We start from the raw sequence: 26,103 nt of genomic DNA, 5'->3' as shown, positions 1-26,103 counted from the left end.
CTGGCCGACGCCTTGTTCCTCCGCGGGGGCGTCCAGACCACCGCGCCCGGCCCCCGCCCCGCCCCGGCGCCAACTGGCCACCCCCCCCCCCCCCCGGGCCGCGCCCCCCCCCCCCGGGGGCGCCCGCGGCCCGTTTCGCACCCAGCGACGGCATCAGCAGATTTCCGCTGGTTCGAACACCACCCAATGGGGTGAATCGGGGACTGCGGACCTACCGGCCAAGGTGACGCTGTGCAAAGCTTTCATTACCCTCGGTTTACCGAGTCTTGATGGTCCTCTTCTTGAGGCCCTTGATGGTCCAAGGTCCGGCCGGTGACACCCGCACTCCCCGCCGCACCCACACCATCCCGCCACACCGTCGCGACCCACGACAGCCGATCCGACTCCCCGAGCCCACAGCCGGACTCACCGCCGGACCTGACTGCGTTCGTTCCCCCGGAAAGACGGGAAGACAATGACCCTCGACATCTCCAGCGCACCCATCGCCTCCGACACCACCGACCACGCCCCACCCGGCCCCGGCTCCCGCGTCCGTTGGGCACACGACCTCTCCGCCTCCCTGGTGGTCTTCCTGATCGCCGTGCCGTTCTCCCTCGGCATCGCCCTGGCCACCGGCGCCCCGCTCACCGCAGGCCTCGTCGCGGCCGCCGTCGGCGGCATTGCCGTCGGGCTGCTCGGCGGTACACCCCTCCAGGTGAGCGGCCCCTCCGCCGCGCTGACCGTGATCACCGCCGGCCTGATCTCCCAGTACGGCTGGCAGGCCACCTGCGCCATCACCCTCGCCGCAGGCCTGCTCCAACTGGTGCTCGGCGTACGCCGGGTGGCCCGCACCGCACTCGCCGTCTCACCCGCCATCGTGCACGGCATGCTGGCCGGGATCGGCGTCACCATCGCCATCGCGCAGTTGCACGTCGTCCTCGGCGGCTCCGCGCAGAGCTCGGCCTTCGCCAACCTGCTCGCCCTGCCCGGCCAGTTGGCCGGCCCGCATCCACCCGCGCTGATCGTCGGCACGCTCACCGCGGCTGTTCTGCTCGGCTGGCCCAGGCTCGGCCGGCTCCCGGGCCGTTTCGGCGAGTTCGGCGCCCGGCTGGCCGCCGTACCGGGCCCGCTGGCCGCGGTCGTCACCGCCACCGCGCTCTCCATGGTCCTTGGCCTGCGGCTCGCCCATGTCGGGCTGCCTGCCTGGCAGCCGCACGACCTCGCCCCGGAACTGCCGCACGGGCCGCTCGCCGGTGCCCTCGCCGCCGTCCTGACCGTCGCCGCCGTGGCGAGCGTCGAGTCGCTGCTCTCCGCCGTCGCCATCGACCGCATGTCCCGCCGCACCGGGGACCTCGACCGCGAACTGCGCGGCCAGGGCGTCGCCAACCTGCTCAGCGGACTGCTCGGCGGACTGCCGGTCGCCGGAGGAGCGGTACGGAGCACCGCCAACGTCCGGGCCGGTGCGCAGAGCAGATGGTCCTCGATCCTGCACGGCGTCTGGGTGCTGGTGGCGGCGCTGGTGCTCACCGGGGGGCTCCGTCACATCCCGCTGGCCGCGCTGGCCGCCCTGGTCCTGGTCGTCGGCCTGCAGATGGTCAGCTTCGCGCACATCCGCAAGGTGCACCGGCACCGCGAATTCCCGGTCTACCTGGCCACCGTGCTCGGCGTGGTGCTGCTCGGGGTCCTGCTCGGCGTGGCGCTGGGGGCCGCGACCGCCGTCCTGCTCGCGCTCTACCGGTTGACCCGCGCCCATGTGGACGTCCTGGTCGGCTCCGACGAGTCGGTCACGGTGCAGACGCACGGACCGCTCACCTTCACCGCCGTGCCCCGGTTGAGCCGGGCGCTGGCCGGAATCCCCGCCACCGCCGAGGTGACGATCGTCCACGACGGCTCGTTCCTGGACCACACCGCGTACGAGACCCTGCACAGTTGGCGGGCCGACCACCTGGCCGGCGGCGGCCGCGTATCGATGGCGACGCGCCGCCAGGACGACGAGGTCCTCGATCCCGACGGCACGGTCCGGGCGGGCAGCTCTGCCGGCCCGCACCGCTGCCGGGCCTGGACGCCCTGGGTCGGCCACCACTGCATCGACCAGCAGGAGGATCCGCACAGTCGGCTGATGGACGGCGTCAGGGTGTTCCAACTGCACACCGCTCCGCTGGTCCGCCCCGAGCTTGCCCGACTGGCCCGGGAAGGGCAGACGCCCTCCCAGCTCTTCCTGACCTGCGCGGACTCGCGGATGGTCACCAGCATGATCACCAACAGCGGGCCGGGTGACCTGTTCACCGTCCGCAACGTCGGCAACCTGGTACCCGCTCCCTTCGAGCCCGGCGCGGCCGACGACTCGGTGGCGGCCGCGGTGCAGTACGCCGTCGAGGCGCTGGAGGTGCGCTCCATCACCATCTGCGGGCACTCCGGCTGCGGTGCGATGAAGGCCCTTCTGGACGGGGTGCACGAGCGCCAGGGACCGCCGACCCCGCTCACCCGCTGGCTGCGTAACGGCCGCGGCTCGCTCGACCGGCTGCGACGGGTCCCCGCCGAGTTCACCGCCCGCCCGGTAGTCGACCTGGTGGAGCAGCTCTGCATCACCAACGTGGTCCAGCAGCTGGACCAGCTGATGGCCAACCCCGCCGTGGAGCGCCGGGTCGCCGAGGGCACACTCCGGCTGGTGGGTATGTACTTCGACCTCGCCACCGCACAGGCCTATGTGCTCGATCGCGAGAGCGGCCGCTTCAGTCCGATCGAGGCGCTCGACGTCGGCGCGGCCCCGGTCAGGCCCCGCGACACGCCCGAGCAGGCGAACGAAATCGAACAGGTCTCCGCCGTCGACGTGGACAGCGGCACGGCGGCGGCCGGGAGCGACCCCCGGCTGGCCGCCTGAGAGCCGGGCCCGTGTCCCCGCCGGGCGGGCCGGGGCGCGGGCCCACCTCACCCGCCGGTGCCGAGGCGTGTCGCGCGTCGCCCGGCCGTTCGACTCTCGATCAAAGGTCTACACCAATTCCCCGGAGCCTCTTGTCAACTGACCTCTTCGCCTGGTGAGCTGTGCGCTGGGACACACGGGACAATCCCCACGCACGGGAATGCCCCCGATCATGACTCGATGAGGAGTGCGCGTTGAGCAACGAGAGCCTGGCCAACCTGCTCAAGGAGGAGCGGCGCTTCGCCCCGCCGGCAGAGCTCGCCGCAGCCGCCAACGTCACCGCGGCCGCGTACGCGCAGGCCTCCGAGGACCGCCTGGGCTTCTGGGCCGAGCAGGCCCGTCGCCTCACCTGGGCCGTCGAGCCCACCGAGACGCTGGACTGGTCCAACCCGCCGTTCGCCAAGTGGTTCGCCGACGGCAAGCTCAACGTGGCCTACAACTGCGTCGACCGCCACGTCGAGGCGGGCAACGGCGACCGGGTCGCGATCCACTTCGAGGGCGAGCCCGGCGACGGCCGCTCGATCACCTACGCCCAGCTCAAGGACGAGGTCTCGCAGGCCGCCAACGCGCTGCTGGAGCTCGGCGTCGTCAAGGGCGACCGGGTGGCGATCTATCTGCCGATGATCGCCGAGGCGGTCGTCGCGATGCTCGCCTGTGCCCGGATCGGCGCCACCCACTCCGTGGTCTTCGGCGGCTTCTCCGCCGATGCCGTCGCCTCCCGCATCCAGGACGCCGACGCCAAGCTCGTCATCACCGCCGACGGCGGCTACCGGCGCGGCAAGCCGTCCGCGCTCAAGCCCGCCATCGACGAGGCGCTGACCAAGGCCCCGCAGGTCGAGCACGTCCTCGTGGTCCGCCGCACCGGCCAGGACATCTCCTGGACCGAGGGCCGCGACGTCTGGTGGCACGAGATCACCGAGCGCCAGTCCACCGAGCACACCCCCGAGGCGCACGACGCCGAGCACCCGCTCTTCATCCTGTACACCTCGGGCACTACCGGTAAGCCCAAGGGCATCCTGCACACCTCGGGCGGCTACCTCACCCAGGCCAGCTACACCCACAACGCCGTCTTCGACCTCAAGCCGGAGACCGACGTCTACTGGTGCACGGCCGACATCGGCTGGGTCACCGGCCACTCCTACATCGTCTACGGCCCGCTCTCCAACGGCGCCACCCAGGTCATCTACGAGGGCACCCCGGACACCCCGCACCAGGGCCGGTTCTGGGAGATCGTCCAGAAGTACGGCGTGACGATCCTCTACACCGCGCCCACCGCGATCCGCACCTTCATGAAGTGGGGCGACGACATCCCCGCGAAGTTCGACCTGTCCTCGCTCCGGGTGCTGGGCAGCGTCGGCGAGCCGATCAACCCCGAGGCCTGGATCTGGTACCGCGAGCACATCGGCGCCGGGAAGGCCCCGATCGTGGACACCTGGTGGCAGACCGAGACCGGCGCGATCATGATCAGCCCGCTGCCGGGCGTCACCGAGACCAAGCCGGGCTCCGCCCAGCGCGCCCTGCCGGGCATCGCGGCCACCGTCGTCGACGACGAGGCCAACGAGGTCCCGAACGGCTCCGGCGGCTACCTGGTGCTCACCGAGCCGTGGCCGTCGATGCTGCGCACCATCTGGGGCGATGACCAGCGCTACATCGACACCTACTGGTCGCGTTTCCAGGGTCGCTACTTCGCCGGTGACGGTGCCAAGAAGGACGAGGACGGCGACATCTGGCTGCTCGGCCGGGTCGACGACGTGATGCTGGTCTCCGGCCACAACATCTCGACCACCGAGGTCGAGTCGGCACTGGTCGGCCACCCGGCCGTCGCCGAGTCCGCCGTGGTCGGCGCCACCGACGCCACCACCGGCCAGGCGATCGTCGCCTTCGTCATCCTGCGCGGCACCGCGGCCGACAGCCCGGAGCTGGTCGAGGAGCTGCGCGCGCACGTCGGCAGGACGCTCGGCCCGATCGCCAAGCCGAAGCAGATCAAGGTGGTCGGCGAGCTGCCGAAGACCCGCTCCGGCAAGATCATGCGCCGCCTGCTGCGCGACATCGCCGAGGGCCGCGAGGTCGGCGACACCACGACCCTGGCGGACAGCAACGTGATGAACCTGATCCAGTCCCAGCTCCCCGCTGCGGGCAGCGAGGGCTGAGTGCAGGCCTGAGCCGCTTGAGCCGCTTGAGCTGCTGAGTCGCTGAGCTCCGGGCATGGGGCCCGGCGCCCGGGACATGGGTGTGCCCCTGGTGGTCACGATGGTGACCACCAGGGGCACACCCATGTCCGCTTCCTGCCCGACCGCAGCCGCCACGACGACGGCGACGCCGGCCACCGGCCCCCGGCCCCCGGCCGTCTGCCGTTAACGCCTTCACCGCACCGCGCTGGCACGAGCAGCGACAAGGGCCGGATCCGAAGGATGTCCACCGTCCGACCGCAGGTCGGCACCCGTCCGCATGCGGCTGCCGCCGTTCGGGTGCCACTCAGAAGTACAGAACAGGCCCCTGCGACTTAAGTCCTGAAGTATGACAATCAGGATGTCCCCTTGCGGTTCCCGTTAGACTGTCAACGACGCATCAAGATCCCCACTCGGGAATCCGTGCGTCACAGGGCGCGCCGGGAAGTCTGGTCGGCACTGCACCACAGGTGCATCCGCAGACCGTTCCGCGCCCCAGGAGGTCCCTCGTGGCCAGCCAACCGACCACCAATGAGCCGACGACCCGGCGCCGCCAGCTCCTCGGCCGGTTGTCGCTTCCCGAGCGCACCTACGTCACCGACGCCCTGCGCACCGAGACGGTCGGCGGCATCCTGCTGCTGACCGCCGCCGTGGTGGCCCTGATCTGGGCCAATGTCTGGCCGCATGCCTACGAGAGCGTTCTCGACTACACCATCGGGCCGTCCGGCCCGCTCCACCTGAATCTCAGCCTGGACGCCTGGGCCAAGGACGGCCTGCTGACGATCTTCTTCTTCGTGGCCGGAATCGAGCTCAAACGCGAGTTCGTGGCGGGTGAGCTGCGGAGCCTCAGCGCCGCGATACTCCCCGTCATAGCCGCGGTCTGCGGCGTGGCGCTGCCGGCGATCCTGTTCGCCGTCACCAATTCCGGCAGCGGCGGGCACCCGGGCGGCTGGGCGATCCCGACCGCCACCGACATCGCCTTCGCGCTCGGTGTGCTGGCCGTGGTCGGCAGCCACCTGCCCTCGGCGCTGCGCGCGTTCCTGCTCACCCTCGCGGTGGTCGACGACCTGATCGCGATCCTGATCATCGCGATCTTCTACAGCTCCGGTATCAAGTTCTGGGCGCTCGGACTGGCCTTCGCCGGCCTGGTGCTGTTCTGGTTCCTGCACCGGCGCGGGGTGCGCGGCTGGTACCTGTTCGTACCGCTGGCCCTCGTGGTCTGGGCGCTGATGCACGAGAGCGGTATCCACGCCACGGTCGCGGGTGTCGCAATGGGCCTGATGCTCCGCTGCCACCGGGTCGGCGACGAGAAGCACTCCCCCGGTGAGCGCATCGAGCACCTGGTCCGCCCGCTCTCGGCCGGGCTCGCCGTCCCCGTCTTCGCGCTGTTCGCGGCCGGGGTGACGATCTCCGGACCGGCGCTCCGCGAGGTGTTCACCCAGGCCACACCGCTCGGCATCATCATCGGCCTGCTGGTCGGCAAGACCGTGGGCATCTTCGGCGGCACCTGGCTCACCGCCCGTTTCACCCGTGCCGAGCTGAACCCTCAGCTCAAGTGGGCCGATATGTTCGCGGTCTCGGTGCTGGCCGGCATAGGTTTCACGGTCTCGCTGCTGATCAGCGAGCTCGCCTTCCCCGGAAACCAGGCGCTGGCCGACCGGGCCAAGGCGGCCGTCCTGGTGGGCTCACTGCTCTGCGCGCTGGTCGCCACCGTACTGCTCAAGCTGCGCAACCGGCACTACCGGGAGCTGTGCGAGGAGGAGGACCGCGACCTGGACGGCGACGGCATCCCCGACGTCTACCAACAGGACGACCCGGCCTGGCAGGCCCGGCTGACGAAGTCGGCGGAACGGGCGGCGGACGAGCACCCGGGCACCGGCACCAACGAACTCCGCTGAGCGCTCGGACGCCCCCCTCGGCCTCACCACAGGCCCGTCGCGCCCCACCGCGGCCCCACCACGGCCCCACCCGGCTCCCGGGGCCACCGGCGGCCCGCCCGCGACGCCACGCAACGGCCCCCGGCATCGGGACACGTCCATCCGGCGGGGCCCCGGAGTGGTGTCCGACTGACTGGTAGGGGCATGATTCTGAGCTGTCGACAGTCCACTGACGCCACCGGACCCCCGCCGGTCCCCGGAATCGCACCGTACGGCGGCGTCACGCCGCACAGCCGCAGAGGAGAACCGCTGATGCCCGCAGGAGCCGCAGACCCGTCCAGCAACGGCCGGGCGCCCTACGAGGGCGAGCGTTCGGTGGGGCAGCTGTTCGCGGCGGCCACCGCCGATCTGTCCGCACTGGTCCACGACGAGATCGCGCTCGCCAAGGCCGAGCTCCGGGCGGACGTCAAGCGCGGCGTCTCCGGCGGTGTCTCGCTGACGGTCGCCGGCGTGGTGGCGCTGGCCGCCGTCCCGATGCTGAGCGCCGCAGCGGCGTTCGGGATCCACGCGCTGGGTCTCTCGCTCGGCTGGTCGTTCCTGATCGTGGCCGGCGCGTACCTGCTGCTCGCGGTGGTGCTCGGGCTGCTGGCGCTGCGCTCGTTCAAGCGGATCGAGAAGCCGCACCGCACCATCGAGGGCGCTCAGAAGACCGCCGACGTGCTCAAGAACGCCCGGCCGCGCCCGGCCACCCAGGAGGAGATCGACCGGGCTCTGGGCCGCATCCCATAGACCCGGCCACACGGGGACGGGACCGACCGGGCCGGCAGGGCCGACGGGACCGGGAAGACCCGGCGGACGCGCCGGGTCCGGCTCCCGCGGCGGCCGGGCGCCCCGAGAGCGAGTGCCGGGCGCGTGTCCGGCGCACGGATGTGACACGCTCTCGGTATGCCGCTCGACCAGAAGCCCGTGCCCTCGCAGCCGTCCACCGGCCCCGGCCTCGACCGTGCGACCGGTCAGGACGTTGTTGCCGGAAGCACCGACGGACTCGCCGACGGGAAAGCCGCCGGAGCCGACGGGGAGAACGCAGCCGAAAGCGCAGCCGGGAACAGCCCCGACGGGCTCGCCGACGGTACCGACGGCGGGGCCGCCGACGGCAACAGCGAAGCAGCCCCGGAGACGGTGCCCGAGGCTGTCCCCGCAGCGGCCTGGAACATCCGGCAGGCCGGCCCCTGGACGCACCGCGACCTCGCGGCCAACGGCGCCCGCTTCCACATCGCCGAGCTGGGCGAGGGTCCGCTGGTCCTGCTGGTCCACGGCTGGCCCGAGTACTGGTGGGCCTGGCGCCACCAGCTGACCGCGCTGGCCGCGGCCGGTTACCGGGCCGTCGCGCTCGACCTGCGGGGCATCGGCGGCAGCGACCGCACCCCGCGCGGGTACGACCCGGGCAACCTCGCCCTGGACATCACCGGCGTGATCCGCTCGCTCGGCGAACGCCGGGCGCACCTGGTCGGCCACGCCTCCGGCGGCACGCTGGCCTGGGTGGCGGCGGTGATGCGGCCGTCGGTGATCCACAGCCTCACCGTGGTCTCCGCCGCCCACCCCCGCGACCTCCGCCGGGCCCTGTTGACGGACCGCCGTCAGATGGCGGCCTTCGAGCACGTGCTGGGCTTCCAGCGGCCGTGGATACCAGAACGCCGCCTGGTGGCCGACGACGCCGCGCTGCTCGGCCGCTACCTGGACGCCTGGACCGGTCGCAACCAGTTGGACCGGGCGACGGTGGCCGCGTACCGGCAGGCGATCCAGATCCCCAGCACCGCGCACTGCTCGATCGAGCCCTACCGCTGGCTGCTGCGTTCGATGGCCCGCCCGGACGGTATCCAGTTCGCCCGCCGGATGAAGAAGCCGATCACCGCACCCACCCTGCACATCCAGGGTGCCTCGGACCCGGTGCTGCTGTCGCACACCGCGCTCGGCGGCGGGGAGTACGTGGCGGCGCCGTACCGCTGGCGGCTGATGCCGGGGGTCGGGCACTTCCCCCACGAGGAGGCGCCCGAGCAGTTCACCGCGGAGCTGCTGGACTGGATCGGCCGCCACAAGGACTGACCGACGAGGACCGACCGACGGGACCGGGCCGGTGGGGTGACCCAAGGGACCCCATCATGCCGGGCCTTAGGTCCCAACTCCCTTTACATTTAGCTCATATGACAAACGCATAGGCCATTTTCGAAGCCCCTGAGGCGGTTACCCCGACCGGCCCAGGGGCATCCATTGCGGTATGACCTGGATGCCCGATCACGGCAGCGCCCCGCGCAGCCGACGCCACAACAGCTCGCCGAGGTCCAACCACCGCCCCGACCGGGCGGACGACCTCGGATACGACGGTGTGGAGCGCCATCAGCGCTCGACGCAGCCGCAGCTCGGCATCCCGCGCATCCTCGGCCGCCGCGCCCGCTGGGTGGGCGTACGACTGCGACGCGAGACCTGAGGCCCCGCGCCGCATCCTTACCGCCGCACCGCCGGTCGGTTCACCACCGGCGGTCGGTTCACCACCGCTGGTCAGTTCACCACCGTCGGCGACAGCGCCGTGAACCAGAGCAGGACGAAGGTCGCCACCGACATGATCGGCACCAGCACCTTGGTCTCGACGTCGTTGCCGCTGCGCTTGATCAGCACCACCTCGTAGCGCTCCTTGTGCGGCCAGAGCAGCGGCGCGCCCTTCTTCGTCAGGCAGTCGCCCAGCAGGTGCGCCAGCGTGCCCAGCGCGACCGCGTACGGGAGCCAGCCCGGGGCGTTCGGCATCCAGGTGTTCATCCCGGCGGTGCCCAGCACCGCGAGGCCGATAATGGTGATCCACATGGTCGGGCCGTCGCCCGGCGGGTGCAGCCGCAGGGCGCGGATCGCGAGCGCCAGCAGGAAGAACGTCACGCCGAGGGTGAAGTAGCGGCCCAGGAAGGTGACGCCCGCCCAGGTGCCGGCGCCCATCAGCGCGACGAAGAGCAGCGAGTGGGTCGCGTGCCGGTGGCCGCCGGAGATCCAGGCCACGAAGCGGCAGAGCACCTTGGAGACCGGGCCGAGGAAGTTGGCGATCGTCCCGTCGTGGTGGTCGAGGTCCGGCAGCAGGGCGGCCCCCGCGCAGAGCACCGTGCCCATCAGGATGTCGGCCGGCTGCAGCGTGGTGTCCAGCAGCAACGGCGGCAGGAAGGGCGCCGAGGCCGCGTACAGCATCGCGCCGCTGACCGCGTGCGAGTGACCCATCATCGAACTTCCCGACCTCCGCTCGGGCCCACTCCGGGACGGGCCCGGTTGAGCCGAACGGGTGAGCGCGGCCGACGCTACCAGGCAGGACTGACGGTGCGACGGATATCGGCCATCACCGGCGGTTGGACCCGGGACACAGCCCGCGGGCCCCGCAGGAGAACCAACGGCGGAACCAGCGACAGAGCCGACAGCGGACCCGACGGCGGTCCGGTCAGAGCGCGCAGCCCTGGGTATCCACCCGGGCCGTCGCGATGCTGCCCTTGTCGGCGTCCTCGCGGACCTCGGCGGCGGTCAGCACGTACCCGGTGTCCGCACTGTCCAGCGACTTGGCGAAGACCACGCCGAACACCTGCCCGTCCGGGGTGAGCAGCGGGCCGCCGCTGTTGCCCTGGCGGACCAGCGAGCGCACCGAGTAGACGTCGCGGACGACCTGGCCGCGGTGGTAGATGTCCGGGCCGTTGGCCTGGATCCGGCCGCGGATACGGGCCGGCTGGACGTTGAAGGAGCCGTTCTCGGGGAAGCCGGCCACGATCGCGTTGTCGTTGGTCTTCGCCTCGCCCGCGAAGGCGAGCGCGGGCGCGTTCAGCTTGGGCACGTCCAGGATCGCGATGTCGCGCTGCCAGTCGTAGCGGACCACGGTCGCGTCGTACAGCTGCCCGACGCCGCCGATCTGGACGGTGGGCTCGTCGACGCCGCCGACCACGTGGGCGTTGGTCATCACCCGGTGCGGGGCGTAGACGAAGCCGCTGCCCTCCAGGGTCTTGCCGCAGGAGGTGGCGGTACCGACCACCTTGACCAGGCTCTGCTTGGCCCGGGCCACCGCCGGGCTGCCGGCCAGCGCCGGGTCGGGGATGTCGACCTGGGTGATCGGCTCGTGCTCGAAGGGGTTGAAGACCTGGGGGAAGCCGTTGCGGGCGAGCACCTTGGAGAAGTCGGAGAACCAGTTGGGCGCGTCGGAGGGCAGCGCGTCCTGGACGCCGCCGAGGATCGCGGAGGTGCGGACCTGCTTCGAGACGGTCGGCAGGGACGTTCCGGCGAGCGCCGAGCCGATCAGCCAGGCCACCAGCAGCATCGAGATCACGTTGACGACGGAGCCGCCGGCCGCGTCCAGTGCCTTCGCCGGGCGGCGGTCGATGTGGCCGCGCAGCTTCCAGCCGAAGTGGGTGGTGATCGCCTGCCCGATCGCCGCCAGCACGATGACCACCACGACGGCGACCACCGAGGCGGTGGTGCCGGGGTTGAGGTGATCGAGCAGCAGCGGCAGCAGCTGGACGGCGATCAGCCCGCCGCCGAGAAAGCCGAGGACCGACAGGATGCCGACCACGAAGCCCTGCCGGTAGCCCGACACGGCGAATCCGATGGCGGCGGCGATCAGCAGCAGATCCAGGACATTCACCCCGACACCCTCCCACGGCGGGCCGCGCGGCCGCGCGGACGGGCGTTCACGGAGTCCTGGCGTCGCCGCCCAGCAGCGCGCGGGAGCGGTCGCGGTCGCCCTGGGCCAGTTCGATCGCCTCGTCCGAGAGGTCGACGGTCCGGGAGGTGTCCCAGGGCAGTTCCAGGCCGCTGTGGTGCAGCACCCGGTCGATCACTCCGGCGGTGAAGCCCCAGACCAGCCGGCCGCCGACGGCGAAGGCCGGGCCGAGGTGGCCGGAGGGGTGGCGCAGCCGGGCCCGGTTCGCCGGGTCGGTCAGCTCGGCGATCGGCACCCGGAACACCGCGCCGGTCTCGCACCGGTCCACCGGCGCGACCGGCGACTCCTGGCGCCACCAGCCGAGCACCGGGGTGACCACGAACCGGCTGACCGGGATGTAGAGGGCGGGCAGGGCGGCGAACACCTGCACCCCGGCCGGGTCCAGGCCGGTCTCCTCCCAGGCCTCCCGCAGCGCCGCCGCGACCGGTCCGGGCCCGGCCGGGTCGCCGTCCTCCGGGTCGAGGGCGCCGCCCGGGAAGGACGGCTGCCCGGCGTGCGAGCGCAGCGAGCGGGCCCGTTCGATCAGCAGCAGGTCCGGGCCGTCGGCGCTCTCACCGAAGAGCATCAGGACCGCCGACGCCCGGCCGCCCTCGGCGGGCGGCAGGAAGCGGCTCAGCTGCTCGGGCCGTACCCGCTCGGCGGCGTCGCGGACCGGCAGCAGCCACGGCGGCAGACCGTCCCGCTCGATCCGCGCCGTCACTCGGCCACCGCCAGGTCCGCGACCTCGCCGTCGTGCGCGGCCGCCGCGGCCCGTGCCGCCGCCTCCCCCGGGTAGTCGGCGGGCGGCCGCAGCCGCTGGCCGGGCTGCCCGCCCAGTTCGTACTTGAGCAGCTTCCTCGCCTTCTCCGGGTCGGTCTCGCCCTCCCCGTAGGACGGGCAGAGCGGCGCGATCGGGCAGGCCCCGCAGGCCGGCTTGCGGGAGTGGCAGATCCGGCGGCCGTGGAAGACCACCCGGTGGGAGAGCATCGTCCACTCGGACTTCGGGAAGATCTCGGCGACGGCCGCCTCGACCTTCACCGGGTCCTCGTCGGTCGTCCAGCCGAAGCGTCGCGCGAGCCGCCCGAAGTGGGTGTCCACGGTGATCCCCGGGACGCCGAAAGCATTGCCGAGGACGACGTTGGCGGTCTTGCGCCCGACGCCCGGCAGGGTGACCAGGTCCTCCAGCCGGCCGGGGACCTCGCCGCCGAAGGTGTCCCGCAGGGCGATGGAGAGGCCGATCAGCGACTTCGCCTTGGCGCGGAAGAACCCGGTCGGCCGGATGATCTCCTCCAGCACCTCCGGCTCCGCCGCCGCCATGTCCTCGGGCGTCGGGTACTTCGCGAACAGGGCCGGCGTCGTCTGGTTCACCCGCAGGTCCGTCGTCTGCGCCGACAGCACCGTGGCCACCAGCAGCTCGAACGGGTTCTCGAAGTCCAGCTCGGGGTGTGCGTACGGATACAGCTCCGCCAGCTCCCGGTTGATCCTCCGTGCCCGCCGCACCATCGCCAGGTGCGACTCCGGCTTCCTCGGCTTCACACCCGGCTCAGCGGCCGCCCTCTTCGCTGCCGGCGCGGCCTTCTCGACCTTGCTCTCTGCCATGCCCGAAGGCTACGCCGCCCGACCGGCGGCAGGCAGCAGATCTCCCAGAGCCCCGCTCGCGACGGCTCCGCGCGGAGGCGGGCGGGTTGCGCGAAGGCCGCTACGGCCGGTGTGCCAGGACTGAGCCGTCGAGATCGGTCACACCGTTCACGCCCACGAAGCCCAGCGCTGTTTCCAGTTCCTCGCGGAGCAGGTCGAAGACCTTGTCGACCCCGGACGGTCCGAGCGCGGCCAGACCATAGGCGGCCGGGCGGCCGATGAGCGACGCGTCGGCCCCGAGCGCCAAGGCCTTGACCACGTCCGAGCCGCGTCGCACCCCACCGTCCAGGTAGACCTCGAGCCTGCCGTCCGCCGCTGCCACGACCTCCGGCAGGGCCGCGATGGTGGAGGGCTGCGAGTCGAACTGGCGGCCGCCGTGGTTGGACACGATGACGGCGTCGACCCCCGTGTCGGCAGCCCGAACGGTGTCCTCGCCGGTCATGACCCCCTTCACGACGATCTTCCCCGGCCACCGCTCACGCAGCCGCTCGACATCCGCCCACGTCGCGGCCGCGTTCTCCATGGTGTGCATGAATCCGCCCATCTCCCTCATGCGCATGCGCCGCCCGTCGATCCGGTAGTTGCCGAACGTGGGCCGACGGCCGGTGGCGAGCCGGGCCAGCCAGCCGGGCCTGAGGCCGGTGTCCACCACATCGCGCAGAGTCGGCCGCGGTGGCAGGGCCATGCCGTGATGCAGGTCCCGCTCGCGCTTGCTGGACAGATTGACGTCACCGGCCACGACGAGCACCTCGACACCGGCGGCCTCGGCGCGGTCGACGTGCTCGCGGGTGAGGCCGGCGTCGGTCCAGAAGGAGATCTGCGCCCAGATCGACTTCGGCGCGGCAGCGACCACTTCCTCCAGGGAGCAGGCGGACCAGGCGCTGTGGACGAGGACGGTTCCGGCTCGTTCGGCCGCCCTCGCGAAGGCGAGGTCGGCCTGCGGGTGAAAGAGGCTCAGCATTCCCAGCGGCGAGATCATGACTGGAAGGGCGAGCCGCTGACCGAGAACCCGGGTGCCCGGTTCGATCTCGCTCATGTCGCGCAGGACGCGCTGGCGCAGACGCAGCCTGACCAGGTCCTCGGTATTGTCCTGAAGGGTCAGTTCATCGAGCGCGCCGCCTTCGAGGAAATCGAAGATCATGCGCGGCAGCTTTCGCCGGGCCTGCCTGCGCATGTCCTCGATGTTCACGATCTTTTCGGCCACCGGTAGCTCCCGCCTCGTCCTGCCGAGCGCATACCCGGACGAGCGACCGGAAGCTCAGCGATCCCAAGTTTGCGGGTCGGCCCCACTCGCCCCTATGTATCATTCACACAGTTCATGGCGATCGGCTTGTTGAATTGTCCAAATCACAATGTGTGGCACGTCGCCGAACGGCTTTCATGCGGGATGCTGGAGGAGGTGGACGAGTTGGCGCGGCTGACTCAGATCGTCAACGCCTTGGGACCGTCGATAGTCCGGGTTACGCACAGCATGCCGGACCTCGACCCCGAGATCGCCGGCCTGGTGATCCACGACGAACTCCGGGAATTGCGGCCGACTTCCGCCGGACTGCTGCTCGCGGTGGGCGTGTGTCCGGCCGGTGAACCCTGGCTGCGTCTGCTCGAACGCGCAGAAGCCGGCGGGTTCGGCTGCGTCGCCGTCAAGACGTACGGGATCGGCGAACGGCAGATCGCCGAAGCCGCGGGTTCCGGCTCGATTCCGGTCCTGCTCCTCGCCGACGAGGTCTCCTGGGAACAGCTCATCGCCTTGCTGTCGTCGGCCATCAGCTACAGCCGGCCCGCCGGACAGGGGGACGGCGGGAACAGCCTGGGCGACCTGTTCACGCTTGCCAACGCCGTCGCCTCCGCCATCGGAGGGGCGACCGCGATCGCCGACCCGGCACGCCGCATGCTGGCCTACTCAACCGTCGACGGCCAGCTGATCGACGACACCCGGAGGCAGAGCATCCTCGATCTGCAGGTGCCGACGGACCCTCAGATCGTCGCGGAGTACCAGGCCGTGCACAGCGCGCCAGGGGTCATCGAAGTAGCCGGCAGAGGCACCGACCTGCCGAGACTGGCCACCTCGATCAGGGCCGGCGGTGAACTCCTCGGCTCGATGTGGGTCATCGATCCCGGCGAGCAGGAGCGTGAGCTGGCCTGCCGGCGGCTCGTCGAAGCCTCCAACATCGCCGCCCTCCATCTGCTCCGTGTGCGCACGGAACGAGAGGGCCTGCACCGGCGCCGCAGCGACCTGCTGACAGCGCTGCTGGCTCAGGCCGATGTGCCGCACGACGTCATGAAGCGGCTGGCGCTCCCCGCCACGACGAATGCGCGGATCGCCGCGCTGGCACTGGCTGAGATCCCTCCGGAGACGGAGCCCACGGCCGCCGTCCACCAGGTACTCGACCTCGTGACGCTGCATTGCCAGGGCGAGCTGGGCTTCAGCGCCGCGACGGCCATCGACGACGTGGTGTACGTGCTGCTTCCCGCACCGCCCGGACGTGCGCGTTCGCTGCAGCAGCGACTGCTCGCAGGTGTGGCCGCACACGTCCGGCGCTCCTACGGATACCGGCTCCGGATCGGCGCGGGCGGCGAGGTCGCCGACCTCAAGGACGCCGCCCGGTCGAGGGAGCAGGCCGACCGCGTGATTCAACTGATGGGACTGCCCAGCCGGCAGAGCACGCGCACGACCACGACGGATGCGGACATCGTGTTCGCTGAAGACGTCCGCCCCCAGATCGCCCTGCTGCACCTGGCCGAGCGCTGTCCGGTCGCCGACCGCGCCATGGACGAGACCATCAACACCATGGCCGAGTACGACCGGTCCAACAACAGCCAGTACCTGCCAACCCTTTCGAGCTATCTGCAGGCCCACGGCGACATCGCCGGAATGGCTCGCGCCCTGCATGTGCACGCGAACACCTGCAGATACCGCCTCAGCAGAATGAAGGAGCTGTTCGACGTGGATCTCACCGACGCCGATGCCCGTCTCGTCATGGCCCTCCAGCTGAGGCTGCGCGATCTCGTCGCCTGACAGGGCCGCACTCGACGAAGGCGGCCCTGCGGATCGGGATCGAAACGATCAGAGCACGCTGGCCAGGAACGCCTTCGTCCGCTCGTTCCGCGGAGACAGCAGGACCTGCCCCGGTGAGCCGGACTCCACGACCGTCCCGTTGTCCATGAAGACGACGGTGTCGGCGACCTCGCGGGCGAAGCCCATCTCGTGTGTCACCACGACCATCGTCATACCCTCACCGGCGAGATCGCGCATCACCGTCAGGACCTCACCGACGAGTTCCGGGTCGAGCGCCGAAGTCGGCTCGTCGAAGAGCATGAGCGAAGGACGCATGGCCAGAGCCCGTGCGATCGCGACCCGTTGCTGCTGGCCACCTGAGAGTTGCCCGGGATAGGCATCGCCCCGATTCCCCAGTCCGACCCTGTCGAGCAGCGACCGGGCGTGTTCGAGAGCCGCCGACCGGCTCTCCCCTCGCACCGAGATCGGCGCCAGCATGATGTTCTGCAACACGGTCATGTGCCCGAACAAGTTGAATCTCTGGAACACCATCCCGATGTCGCGGCGGGCCCGCGCGATGTCGCGCGACCGCAGCTCGTACAGCTTGTCGCCCCGCTCGCGGTATCCGACCAGGCCGCCGTTGACCGAGAGTTCGCCGGAGTCCACCTTCTCCAGATGGTTGATACAGCGCAAGAACGTGCTCTTGCCCGATCCGGACGGGCCGACGATGCACAGCACCTCGCCGTCGCGGACCTCCAGGTCGATGCCACGCAGGACCTCGACCGAACCGTAGCTCTTGCGCACCTGCTCGGACCTGACGATGACTCTATCGGGCATCGGGGGCCACCGGTCCCTTCTTCATTCGCGGGTGGATTCCACGTGGAGCAAAGCCGCGTGGCCGACCGGACGCCGCTCGGAAAGCGCGACCGAATCTCCGCTCCAGGAAGTACTGCGCCACCGAGAGCACAGTCGTGAGCGCGAGATACCAGAGGCTGGCGACGATCAGCAGCGGGATGGTCTGGTACGTGCGCGCATAGATGACCTGCGCGGAGTAGAGAAGCTCGGAGATCGCCAACACGCTGACCAGTGAGGTGCTCTTCAGCATGGAGATCAGCTCGTTGCCGGTCGGCGGCACGATCACCTTCATCGCCTGCGGCAGAACCACCTTGCGCAGGGTCTGGAAGTGGGTGAGGCCGAGCGAGTGCGCGGCCTCGGTCTGGCCGTTGTCGACCGACTGGATGCCGGCTCGCACGATCTCGGCCATGTAGGCCGCCTCGTTGAGCCCGAGCCCGAGCAGCGCGGCCGCCAACGGGGTGACGATGGAATTCGCCGAACCGGAGAACAGCTGCGGGCCGAACGGAATGCCTATCCCGATCTGCGGGAAGATCGCCGAGAGGTTGTACCAGAAGATCAGCTGGACCAGCACCGGCGTGCCGCGGAAGAACCAGATGTACAGGCCGCTTGCGGCGGCGATCACCGGGTTCTTCGACATTCGGGAAATCGCGAGGACGTTTCCCAGGACGACACCGATGGCCATGGCCATGACGGTGAGTTCCAGGGTCAGCAGCGCGCCCTTGACGATGGTTCCGCTGAAGACGTACTGACCCACCACATCGAACTGGAAGCGGGGGTTGGTCAGCAGTGTGTGGATTCCCATCGCCGCCAGGACGAGCACCACTGCCGCCGCGATCCACCGCTCCGGGTGGCGTAGCGGGACAACCTTTCTCGCCGGGCGGCCTGGAGCCGCACGGCCCGGCGTCGCGTCAGCGATCGCGTTCTGGGAGCTATGCACCGTTGTCATTGACCTTCGCACTCGTGACCGCCACCGACTCAAGGCCCCACTTGGCCAGCACGGCCTTGTACACCGGGCCGGTCAGGGCCTGGGACATCGCCGCCTGAACGGCATCGGTGAGACCGCTGTTCTTGCCGATGCCGATGGCGATCGGACTGAATCCGGTATCCGCCTGCACCTCGATCGACGGGTTCTGCTTGGCCGCGTAGCCGACCACCGTGGAGTCCTCGTACAGCCCGTCGATCCGGCCGGACGCCAGCGCGAGAACCGGGGAGTTCTGGTCTGGGTACAGCTTGAGATCGATGGGCTGCCGACCGGACTCGGTGCACTTCCTGTCGAGGTCGGGAAGCACCTCGGTCACCTGGTAGGAGCCCACCAGAGCACCGATGGTGTGACCGCACATGGAGTCGACCGAGAGCTTCCGCGGATTGCCCTTCTGGACACCCAGCGCATCACCGGTTTGGGCATACGTGACGAAGTCGAGGATCTTCTCGCGCTCGGGCGTCGGGGCCATCTCAGCGACGCTGACGTCGTAGCGGCCGGCCGCGATGCCGGGAGTGATCTGGTCGAACGCGACCACCTGGACATCGAGCGTCAGCCCCAGCGACTGGGCCAGCAGCCGGGCGATGTCCGGGTCGAGTCCGATCAGGTCCTCGGTGCCCGGGGCGTAGGAGCTTCCGGGCGGCGCGTTGGTCACCATCGCCACCGTCAACGTGCCCTTGGCCCGGACGGCCGCGGGGAGAAGCGCGACTGCCGCGCTCACCGGGGAAGCGCTGGGGAGCGGGCCCCCGGCATTCGTCGGCGAGCCGGCGCCGGAGGTGCCACCCGCGGCGGTGCAGGCGGCGAGCGATACGCAGCAGACAAGCGCAGCCGGTGCGACACCTCGCATCCACCTTGGCTTCCCACCTGTGGCGCGTCGGGATGATGACCTGTTGATCCTCAACTGCTTCTCCTTGTCGATCGCCGTGACCCCCTCGCCGGCGATGAGGCCCTCCCTGACGACTGCCTCGATCGCGAGTGACCTCATAGTGCAGGCCGGGGCGCCGCATGGCCTTGGAAAATGACACAGCGATGCGGGCGTGAGCTTGGACGATCGGCCAGGTTCGGATGGCTCGTCGAGAACTAACGTGGTGGCCGGCGGGTGTCGCCGATACCCCGTTCTGTCGCTTTATTGAGAGCTGGAGAGTCCCCGTGAGCCTTGCTGCGGTCACCCGGTTTCAGGCCGAGGGTGTCGGATCCGAACTTGCGCTGTCGGCCGAGGCGGTCGCCTTCGCGGGAATCGTGTGCACGACCCAGATTCCCGACCGAGAGGACGGTTCGATCGAACTGGGCGACATCCGAGCGCAGACCCGGCAGATGCTGACCAACTTGGCCGTGGCCCTCGAACGGGCGAACAGCGATCTGAGCCGGCTGCTGCACCTGACGATCTACCTCACCGACATCGACGACCGCGAGGTCTTCAATGAGGTCTACGCCGAGTTCGTACCCCTGCCGTTCCCCGCACGATGCTGCGTCGCCGTCTCCGCGCTCGCCGTTGACGGGATGCGTGTGGAAGTGACCGCGCTGGCCGCGCAGAGGCTCGGGTGACAAGGAACTTGGCGACACACTTCCGATCGATGCGCTGCGGTGGCTCAGGTGCGCCTGATGGTTGAACGAGCGGGGTGAGGTGCCCGACCAGCAGGCGCCGGCCCGGCAGGCCGGTACGGATGTGAGGATGACCTCCCAGCTGGTGCGGAAGCCGGAGGCCAAGGGGCTGTTGAACCGGAAGACCGATCCACCGGACACCCGGGCGCGCGGCCGCGGATCACCGCGCGCGGGGCGGAGCCGGCGCAGGCCGCGATCACCGAGGTCGAGCGGGCGGACGCGGCGTTCTTCCGCCCAGTTGCCCGGGACGCGGAGGAGCTGGGCGGTCCCGGCGGACTGGACGGCCTGGTCGGCGGTGGCGAGCGCGGTGCAGAACCCCGCGCAGCCGTTGTTGACGTCGAAGCCGACGGCGGCGGGTATGCCGAGCCGGCCGGCGACCTGGGTGGCGATGCTCAACCACGCCCGGCGGCTGTACCGCGACCGCTCCGCAGCCGGCCGCGATCAGCGCCGGTACAGCCCGTCCAGCTCGCCGAAGCCCAGCGAGCCGTCCAGTTCCGTGAGGGTGCCCGCGCCGAGCAGCTCGGCGGCGGCCCGACGGGCGGCGGTGTACGCGAGCTGGGCGAGCCCGGTGCCGACGCTGATCCGGCGGACCCCGGCGGCGGCGAGTTCGGCCACGCCCGGTCCACCCGCCACCGCCATCGCGTTCACCGGCAGCGGGGACGCCGCGCAGAGCCGGGCCAGTGCCTCCAGGTCCAGCAACCCGGGGACGAACAGGCCGTCCGCGCCCGCCCGCGCGTACGCCTCCGCCCGGGCCAGCACCTCGTCGAGCCGGCCGCCGGGCTCGCCGATCCCGAACAGGAAGACATCCGTCCGGGCGTTGACCACCAGCTCCGGCAGACCCGCCTCCGCCGCCGCCTCCCGGGCGGCCCGCAGCCGGGCGGCCTGGTCCGCCACCGGGAACAGCGGACCGCCGGCGGCCGTGGAGTCCTCCAGGTTCACGCCGACCGCTCCGGCCCCGACCAGCAGCCGCACGGTGGCGGCGACATCGGCCGGCTGCGGGCCGTAGCCGCCCTCGGCATCGACGGTGACCGGCAGGTCGACGGCCGCGACGATCCGGCGGGCCGCCGCCACCATCTCCTCCCGGCCGAGCCGCTGGCCGTCGCCGTGCCCGAGCGACCAGGAGACGCCTCCGCTGGTGGTGGCGATCGCACCGGCACCGGCCGAGGCGATCACCGCCGCACTGCCCGCGTCCCAGGCGTTGGGCAGGACGAGTACGCCGCCCTCGGTGAGCGCCCGCAGACGCAGCGCCTGGTCCCGGAGCGCGGTCGAGGTCGTGGAGGTGCTGCGGGGGTGTGTGGGCATGGCGGTGACCGTCCTTCGTACCGTCGGATCGTCTGAACTGTCCGACGGCGGTGCGGTGCTGCCCCGCCGTCCGGCTCCCGCATCCTGCGGCCCGGCCCGGCCGGTGCTCCATTGATTAAGCTGAGGCCGAATCCTGAGGGAGGCGATGCGATGCGGACCGAACTGGCGTTCTCGGTGAACGACCTGGCACAGACCCGGTTCGCCGTCTCCCCCCTGTGGGAGGTCGTGACCAGCCTCCGGGCCCTGGCCACCGCCCCCGTCCCCGCCCTGCACCGCCGCTGGGCCGAGCAAGTCCGCCCCCGGCTGGCCGGCGCCGGGCTGGAGCGCGGCCGGCTGGCCGCCCTGGTCCCGGCCACCGGGCATCTGCCGGACTTCCTCAACCCCACACCGGCCGGCCCCTCCCCCGCCCTCGCGGACGAGCTGACCGCGATCACCGCCACCGCCCCGGAGCAGGTCCGGGCCGATCTCGACTGTCTGGCGGCCGAACACGGCGGCCGCCTCCCGGCCCGGCTCCGGCCGCTGTACCGCGACCCGCCGGCCCAGCTGCCCAGGGTGGCCGCCGAGATCGAGACCTACTGGCAGCTGGCGCTGGCGCCGTACTGGGCCAGGATCCGCGCGGTGCTGGAAGCCGACGTGTTCCACCGGGCGCGACAAGCCGTGGAGCACGGCACCGCCCGGGTGCTCGACGATCTGCACGAGACCGTCCGCTGGGACGGCCGCGCGCTCCGGCTGGAACAGCGGCACTGCGCCGTCGAGCGGCTGGACGCCGGGGCCGGGCTGCTGCTCGTCCCGTCCGTGTTCGCCTGGCCCAGGGTGCTCACCCGCTCACTGCCACCCGACCCGCCGCAGCTCGCCTACCCGGCGCGGGGGATCGCCGCCCTGTGGGAGCGCCGGCCGGGCAGCCGGTCCGACGCCCTCGCCGCCGTCCTGGGCCGGTCCCGGGCCCGGCTGCTCGCCGAACTCGACTCGCCCGCCTCCACCACCGAGCTCGCCCGCCGGACCGGACTGTCTGCGGCCGCGGTCTCCCAGCACCTGACCGCGCTGCGGTCGGCCGGCCTGACCAGCGCCCACCGCGCGGGCCACGCCGTGCTCTACGCCCGCACCGCCGTCGCCGATGCCCTGTTCGATCCGGCGGACATCGCACCGCGCCCCGCCGGGTAACCCTCGGTACGAATGGCCCCGCGCAGCACCCCTCGGCGTACCCCCTCCTCATATGATCGGAGCGACATGCGCCATGCTTGGTGATGCAGAGCACTGTACGAACTTGCGCCGGCGGGCTTGACAGCCGACCGGCCGAGAAGGAGGAAGCACGTGGACGACGTTCTGCGGCGCGCCGCACTCTTCGCGGCACTCGACGACGAACAGGCCGGCGAGCTGCGCGCTTCCATGACCGAGGTCACCCTCGCCCGCGGTGAGTCGCTGTTCCACGAAGGCGACCCGGGCGACCGGCTGTACGTCGTCGCGGAGGGCAAGGTCAAGCTGCACCGCGCCTCGCCGGACGGGCGGGAGAACATGCTCGCCGTCCTCGGCCCGAGCGAGATGATCGGCGAGCTGTCGCTGTTCGACCCGGGCCCGCGCACCGCCACCGCGAGCGCGCTGACCGAGGTCAAGCTGCTGGGCCTCGGCCACGGCGATCTCCAGCCCTGGCTGCACGCCCGCCCCGAGGTCTCGATCGCGCTGCTGCGCGCCATCGCGCGCCGACTGCGCCGGACCAACGACGTGATGTCCGACCTGGTCTTCTCCGACGTGCCCGGTCGCGTCGCCAAGGCCCTGCTGGACCTCTCCCGCCGGTTCGGCGTGCAGTCCGAGGAGGGCATTCACGTCGCCCACGACCTCACCCAGGAGGAGCTGGCCCAACTGGTCGGCGCCTCCCGCGAGACGGTCAACAAGGCGCTCGCCGACTTCGCCGGCCGCGGCTGGCTGAAGCTGGAGGCCCGCGCGGTGGTCCTGATGGACGTCGAACGGCTGTCGCGCCGCTCGCGCTGACGGCGCCGCACCCGACGAGGGCTCGTACACCGACCGGTGTACGAGCCCTCGCGCATGCCGTCGTCGTGCCGCCGTCGTGCCGTCAGGACCGACGGACGGGCCCGGCGAGAGGCCCCGCGACGGGGCAGGTACCCGGCGGCAGGTGCGCGGCTCAGATCAGCCCGTGCTCCTCCAGGTACTGGAGCTGGGCCAGGACCGACAGCTCGGCGGCCGGCCAGAGCGACCGGTCCACGTCGGCGTAGACCCGGGCCACCACCTCGGGCGCGGTCCGGCAGCCGGCCTCCACGGCGGTCTCCACCTGGGCGAGGCGGTTGGCCCGGTGGGCGAGGTAGTAGTCGACGGCGCCGAGCGCGTCCGCGAGCACCGGCCCGTGGCCGGGCAGAACGGTCCGCACGCCGTGCTCGGAGGCCATGGTGTGCAGGCGGCGCAGCGAGTCCAGATAGTCGCCGAGCCGGCCGTCGGGGTGGGCGACCATCGTGGTGCCGCGCCCGAGGACGGTGTCGCCGGTGAGGATCGCGCCGTCGACGGGCAGGTGGAAGGTCAGCGAGTCCGAGGTGTGACCGGGGGTGGCGACCACCCGCAGGTCGAGACCGCCGATGTCCAGGCGCTGCCCGTGGGTCAGGCCCTCCGAGCCCAGCCGGTGTGCCGGGTCCAGGGCGCGGACCTCGGTACGGGTCAGCTCGGCGAAGCGGGCGGCGCCCTCGGAGTGGTCGGCGTGGCCGTGGGTGAGCAGGGTGAGCGCGACGCGCTTGCCCTGCTGTTCGGCGGTGTCGATCACCCGGCGCAGATGGCCCTCGTCGAGCGGGCCGGGGTCGACGACCACCGCGAGGTCCGAACCGGGCTCGGAGAGCAGCCAGGTGTTGGTGCCGTCCAGCGTCATCGGCGACGGGTTCGGCGCCAGCACGCAGAGCGCCCGGGGGGTGGCCTCGCCGCCGATGCCGGCGGCGGGGTCACCCGGGAGGAGACCGCTCACCGGCCGCCCCCGCCGGTCCGGACGATCGCGCGCGGCGGCATCGGCCTGAGCAGGTCGCGCAAGCCCGGGGCATGGTCCTCGCCGATCCCGGCGTCGAAGGCGAGGGTGCGGGGGATCAGGCTGCGGGCGGGCATCTCGCGTGCCGTCCGGCGAGCCACGTCGTTGTGGTTCATCGGGCGAGGTCCTCTCTGTTCATCGGATTGTCGTAGTTCATCGAGTTGTCGGACTGATCGGATTCTGCAGGTCTTCGGTGTTCGCGGTGCACGGCCTCCGCGGGCTCCCGGCGCTCCGGCGCCCAGGGCCACCGGCGCTCCGGCTACTGGGCGCGCTCGGGGAACTCTCCATCGATGGTCAGCTCTTCATACCCCGACCACCGAACGGTCATTCGATCACCCCGGACCTCGGCCCGGCCGAGGACCGGTTCCAGCGACCTGCCCCCGGCCGCCGCCAGGGCCTCGGCGGCACTGCGCGCCGGCAGCAGCTCGCGCAGCACCGTGACAGTCGGCGGCAGCATGCCGTAGCGGCCCTGCTCATAGCCCTCGACGGCCTCGGCCGGCGAGAGCCAGGCGACCTTGTCGGCCTCGCCGACCTCCAGCGCCGCGCGCTGCCCCGGCGGCAGGGCGGCCACGAAGAACCAGGTGTCGTACCGACGCTCCTCGAACTCCGGGGTGATCCACCGGGCCCAGCCGGCCAGCAGATCGCTGCGGAGCAGCAGGCCGTGCTCGCGGAGGAAGTCGGCGAAGGAGAGCTCGTGGGCCTCCAGCGCGGCGCGCTCGGCGCTCCAGTCACGCGGTTCGGCGGTGCCGGCGGTGTCCGGGCCGGCCAGCAGGACGCCGGCCTCCTCGAAGGTCTCGCGGACGGCGGCACAGACCACCGCCTGCGCGGTCCGGGCGTCCGTGCCGAGCCGCCGCGCCCACTCCTGCGGGCCCGGGCCGGCCCAGCCGAGTTCGGCCTCGGCGTCGCGCGGGTCCACCCCGCCGCCCGGGTAGGCGTACATGCCTGCGGCGAAGGCCATCGAGGTGCGTCGGCGCAGCAGGTACGCCTCCGGCCCGGTGGCCTCGTCCCGCAGCAGCACCACGGTGGCGGACGGCTTGGGCACCGGCGGGGTCAGCTCGCCGGACTCGACCGCCCGGATCCGGGCAGGCCAGCCGGGCGGCATCGGGAGCGTCGTTGCTCGATGGTCCATGCCCGGATGCTAAGCGCCCGGGGGTGGGGTTGGACAGGGCCGGCCGCCGCCCGTTCGGCCCAGGGCCCGCCGCCCAACCCCACCGCGACGATCAGGCTCCGGTCCTGACCCGGACCTGCAGCTCGACCTCGACCGGGGCGTCCAGCGGCAGCACCGTCACGCCGACCGCGCTGCGGGCGTGCACACCGGCTTCGCCCAGCACCCGGCCGAGCAGCTCGCTGGCGCCGTTGATGACACCCGGCTGGCCGGTGAAGTCGGCGGCGGAGGCGACGAAGCCGACCACCTTCACGACCCGCTCGATCAGATCCAGGTCGCCGATCACCGACTTCACCGCGGCCAGCGCGTTGAGCGCGCAGATCTGCGCGAGCTCCTTGGCCTCCTCCGGGGTGATCTCGGCACCGACCTTGCCGGTGTTCGGCAGCTTGCCGCCCACCATCGGCAGCTGGCCGGAGGTGAAGACGAACTCGCCCGAACGCAGAGCCGGTACGTAGGCGGCGACCGGCGCGGCCACCGGCGGCAGGGTCAGGCCCAGCTCGGCGAGCTTCTCCTCGACTTTGCTCATGCGTTCTTCTCCCGCTTGAAGTAGGCCACCAGCTGCTCCGGGTTCGGGCCCGGCACGACCTGGACGAGCTCCCAGCCGTCCTCGCCGAAGTTGTCCAGGATCTGCTTGGTGGCGTGCACGAGCAGGGGCGCCGTCATGTATTCCCACTTGGTCATGGCCAGACTCTAGACGAGCGGCCGCGACGAGCGGGGCGGCCCGCAGGCGGGCGTGTGAGGTGGCCCACAAAGCGGGCATGATTCAGGCCTGGCCCCCCTGATGCTCCAGGCATCCGGCGCGGTCCCTGGTTACCCTCGCGGGAGGGCACCAGAGCAGTGTCGGCCTTCGGAACGGCCTTCGCGCCCTCGGAACGGCCCTCGGCCCTCGAAGACGG

24 protein-coding genes are annotated in these 26,103 nt (G+C 71.5%); 10 read left to right on the top strand and 14 right to left on the bottom strand.

Going from position 1 to position 26,103, the window contains the following annotated elements; genetic code table 11:
• The first annotated feature begins 454 nt into the window (after positions 1–454).
• The 6 genes from ACIP82_RS13255 to ACIP82_RS13230 all read left to right on the top strand — a co-directional run bounded on the left by ACIP82_RS13255 (position 455) and on the right by ACIP82_RS13230 (position 9,429).
• Entirely contained in the window at positions 455–2,860 is a 2,406-nt protein-coding gene (locus ACIP82_RS13255; protein WP_400653440.1) for a SulP family inorganic anion transporter, read from the top strand.
• Between the two features lie 233 nt (positions 2,861–3,093).
• Positions 3,094–5,049, top strand: a complete 1,956-nt coding sequence (gene acs / locus ACIP82_RS13250; RefSeq protein WP_363604095.1) for an acetate--CoA ligase — start codon at positions 3,094–3,096, stop codon at positions 5,047–5,049.
• Between the two features lie 527 nt (positions 5,050–5,576).
• Positions 5,577–6,965 (top strand): Na+/H+ antiporter NhaA, encoded by a 1,389-nt coding sequence (gene nhaA, locus ACIP82_RS13245; RefSeq protein ID WP_400653438.1) that lies wholly within the window; start codon positions 5,577–5,579, stop codon positions 6,963–6,965.
• Between the two features lie 291 nt (positions 6,966–7,256).
• Positions 7,257–7,733 carry a phage holin family protein gene (locus tag ACIP82_RS13240; RefSeq protein WP_363604092.1) on the top strand — a complete coding sequence of 159 codons (477 nt, stop codon included), beginning with the start codon at positions 7,257–7,259 and terminating at the stop codon, positions 7,731–7,733.
• Between the two features lie 156 nt (positions 7,734–7,889).
• On the top strand, positions 7,890–9,047 hold the full coding sequence (locus ACIP82_RS13235) for an alpha/beta hydrolase (RefSeq protein ID WP_363604090.1): 1,158 nt from the start codon (positions 7,890–7,892) through the stop codon (positions 9,045–9,047).
• Between the two features lie 172 nt (positions 9,048–9,219).
• The gene (locus ACIP82_RS13230) at positions 9,220–9,429 is read left to right on the top strand and encodes a hypothetical protein (protein ID WP_363604089.1); all 210 of its coding nucleotides are present in this window, start codon (positions 9,220–9,222) and stop codon (positions 9,427–9,429) included.
• Positions 9,430–9,500: 71 nt separating this feature from the next.
• On the opposite strand, the gene ACIP82_RS13225 is transcribed toward ACIP82_RS13230, so the two are convergent.
• From ACIP82_RS13225 to ACIP82_RS13205, 5 genes are all read right to left on the bottom strand, one after another.
• Complete coding sequence (locus ACIP82_RS13225; RefSeq protein ID WP_363604087.1) at positions 9,501–10,202, bottom strand: metal-dependent hydrolase; 702 nt, start codon at positions 10,200–10,202, stop codon at positions 9,501–9,503.
• Positions 10,203–10,413: 211 nt separating this feature from the next.
• Positions 10,414–11,598: a MarP family serine protease gene (locus ACIP82_RS13220; RefSeq protein ID WP_363604085.1), complete on the bottom strand. Its 1,185-nt coding sequence runs from the start codon at positions 11,596–11,598 to the stop codon at positions 10,414–10,416.
• A 46-nt stretch (positions 11,599–11,644) separates the two neighbouring features.
• On the bottom strand, positions 11,645–12,376 hold the full coding sequence (locus ACIP82_RS13215) for an NUDIX hydrolase (protein WP_400653436.1): 732 nt from the start codon (positions 12,374–12,376) through the stop codon (positions 11,645–11,647).
• Positions 12,373–13,254, bottom strand: a complete 882-nt coding sequence (gene nth / locus ACIP82_RS13210) for an endonuclease III (protein ID WP_363604083.1) — start codon at positions 13,252–13,254, stop codon at positions 12,373–12,375. Before nth ends, ACIP82_RS13215 begins: the two co-directional genes overlap by 4 nt.
• Positions 13,255–13,354: 100 nt before the next feature.
• Complete coding sequence (locus ACIP82_RS13205) at positions 13,355–14,497, bottom strand: alpha-hydroxy acid oxidase (RefSeq protein WP_363604081.1); 1,143 nt, start codon at positions 14,495–14,497, stop codon at positions 13,355–13,357.
• 114 nt (positions 14,498–14,611) lie between these two features.
• Here ACIP82_RS13205 and ACIP82_RS13200 point away from each other — a divergent pair, with 114 nt between their 5' ends.
• On the top strand, positions 14,612–16,309 hold the full coding sequence (locus ACIP82_RS13200; protein ID WP_400653433.1) for a PucR family transcriptional regulator: 1,698 nt from the start codon (positions 14,612–14,614) through the stop codon (positions 16,307–16,309).
• 48 nt (positions 16,310–16,357) lie between these two features.
• Here the strand turns inward: ACIP82_RS13200 and ACIP82_RS13195 are convergent, their stop codons facing one another.
• From ACIP82_RS13195 to ACIP82_RS13185, 3 genes are all read right to left on the bottom strand, one after another.
• Positions 16,358–17,125, bottom strand: a complete 768-nt coding sequence (locus ACIP82_RS13195) for an amino acid ABC transporter ATP-binding protein (protein ID WP_363604079.1) — start codon at positions 17,123–17,125, stop codon at positions 16,358–16,360.
• Positions 17,115–17,966, bottom strand: a complete 852-nt coding sequence (locus ACIP82_RS13190; RefSeq protein WP_363604078.1) for an amino acid ABC transporter permease — start codon at positions 17,964–17,966, stop codon at positions 17,115–17,117. The genes ACIP82_RS13195 and ACIP82_RS13190 overlap by 11 nt, the downstream gene beginning before the upstream one ends.
• A 106-nt stretch (positions 17,967–18,072) precedes the next feature.
• Positions 18,073–19,107, bottom strand: a complete 1,035-nt coding sequence (locus ACIP82_RS13185; RefSeq protein ID WP_400653431.1) for a transporter substrate-binding domain-containing protein — start codon at positions 19,105–19,107, stop codon at positions 18,073–18,075.
• Positions 19,108–19,271: 164 nt separating this feature from the next.
• On the opposite strand from ACIP82_RS13185, the gene ACIP82_RS13180 reads away from it, so the two are divergent.
• Complete coding sequence (locus tag ACIP82_RS13180) at positions 19,272–19,667, top strand: RidA family protein (RefSeq protein WP_363604076.1); 396 nt, start codon at positions 19,272–19,274, stop codon at positions 19,665–19,667.
• A 498-nt stretch (positions 19,668–20,165) separates the two neighbouring features.
• On the opposite strand, the gene ACIP82_RS13175 is transcribed toward ACIP82_RS13180, so the two are convergent.
• Positions 20,166–21,026 (bottom strand): isocitrate lyase/phosphoenolpyruvate mutase family protein, encoded by an 861-nt coding sequence (locus tag ACIP82_RS13175; protein WP_400653429.1) that lies wholly within the window; start codon positions 21,024–21,026, stop codon positions 20,166–20,168.
• A gap of 150 nt (positions 21,027–21,176) precedes the next feature.
• Between ACIP82_RS13175 and ACIP82_RS13170 the strand changes: the two genes are divergently transcribed.
• The gene (locus tag ACIP82_RS13170; protein WP_400653427.1) at positions 21,177–22,187 is read left to right on the top strand and encodes a DUF5937 family protein; all 1,011 of its coding nucleotides are present in this window, start codon (positions 21,177–21,179) and stop codon (positions 22,185–22,187) included.
• A gap of 150 nt (positions 22,188–22,337) precedes the next feature.
• Entirely contained in the window at positions 22,338–23,012 is a 675-nt protein-coding gene (locus ACIP82_RS13165) for a Crp/Fnr family transcriptional regulator (RefSeq protein ID WP_030240972.1), read from the top strand.
• A gap of 151 nt (positions 23,013–23,163) precedes the next feature.
• On the opposite strand, the gene ACIP82_RS13160 is transcribed toward ACIP82_RS13165, so the two are convergent.
• From ACIP82_RS13160 to ACIP82_RS13140, 5 genes are all read right to left on the bottom strand, one after another.
• A complete protein-coding gene (locus ACIP82_RS13160) occupies positions 23,164–23,985 on the bottom strand; it encodes an MBL fold metallo-hydrolase (protein ID WP_363604072.1) in 822 nt (273 codons plus the stop codon).
• On the bottom strand, positions 23,982–24,158 hold the full coding sequence (locus ACIP82_RS13155; protein ID WP_363604071.1) for a hypothetical protein: 177 nt from the start codon (positions 24,156–24,158) through the stop codon (positions 23,982–23,984). The genes ACIP82_RS13160 and ACIP82_RS13155 overlap by 4 nt, the downstream gene beginning before the upstream one ends.
• 143 nt (positions 24,159–24,301) lie before the next feature.
• Positions 24,302–25,171 (bottom strand): NUDIX hydrolase, encoded by an 870-nt coding sequence (locus tag ACIP82_RS13150; RefSeq protein ID WP_363604069.1) that lies wholly within the window; start codon positions 25,169–25,171, stop codon positions 24,302–24,304.
• Between the two features lie 91 nt (positions 25,172–25,262).
• On the bottom strand, positions 25,263–25,733 hold the full coding sequence (locus ACIP82_RS13145; protein ID WP_363604067.1) for a RidA family protein: 471 nt from the start codon (positions 25,731–25,733) through the stop codon (positions 25,263–25,265).
• Positions 25,730–25,888, bottom strand: a complete 159-nt coding sequence (locus ACIP82_RS13140; RefSeq protein ID WP_094743074.1) for a DUF4177 domain-containing protein — start codon at positions 25,886–25,888, stop codon at positions 25,730–25,732. Before ACIP82_RS13140 ends, ACIP82_RS13145 begins: the two co-directional genes overlap by 4 nt.
• Positions 25,889–26,103 lie beyond the last annotated feature (215 nt).

Origin of the sequence: Kitasatospora sp. NPDC088548 (assembly GCF_044753005.1) — a bacterium.
In the GTDB taxonomy this organism is placed as follows: Bacteria; Actinomycetota; Actinomycetes; order Streptomycetales; family Streptomycetaceae; genus Kitasatospora.
This window is presented reverse-complemented; position numbering and strand designations above follow the sequence as displayed.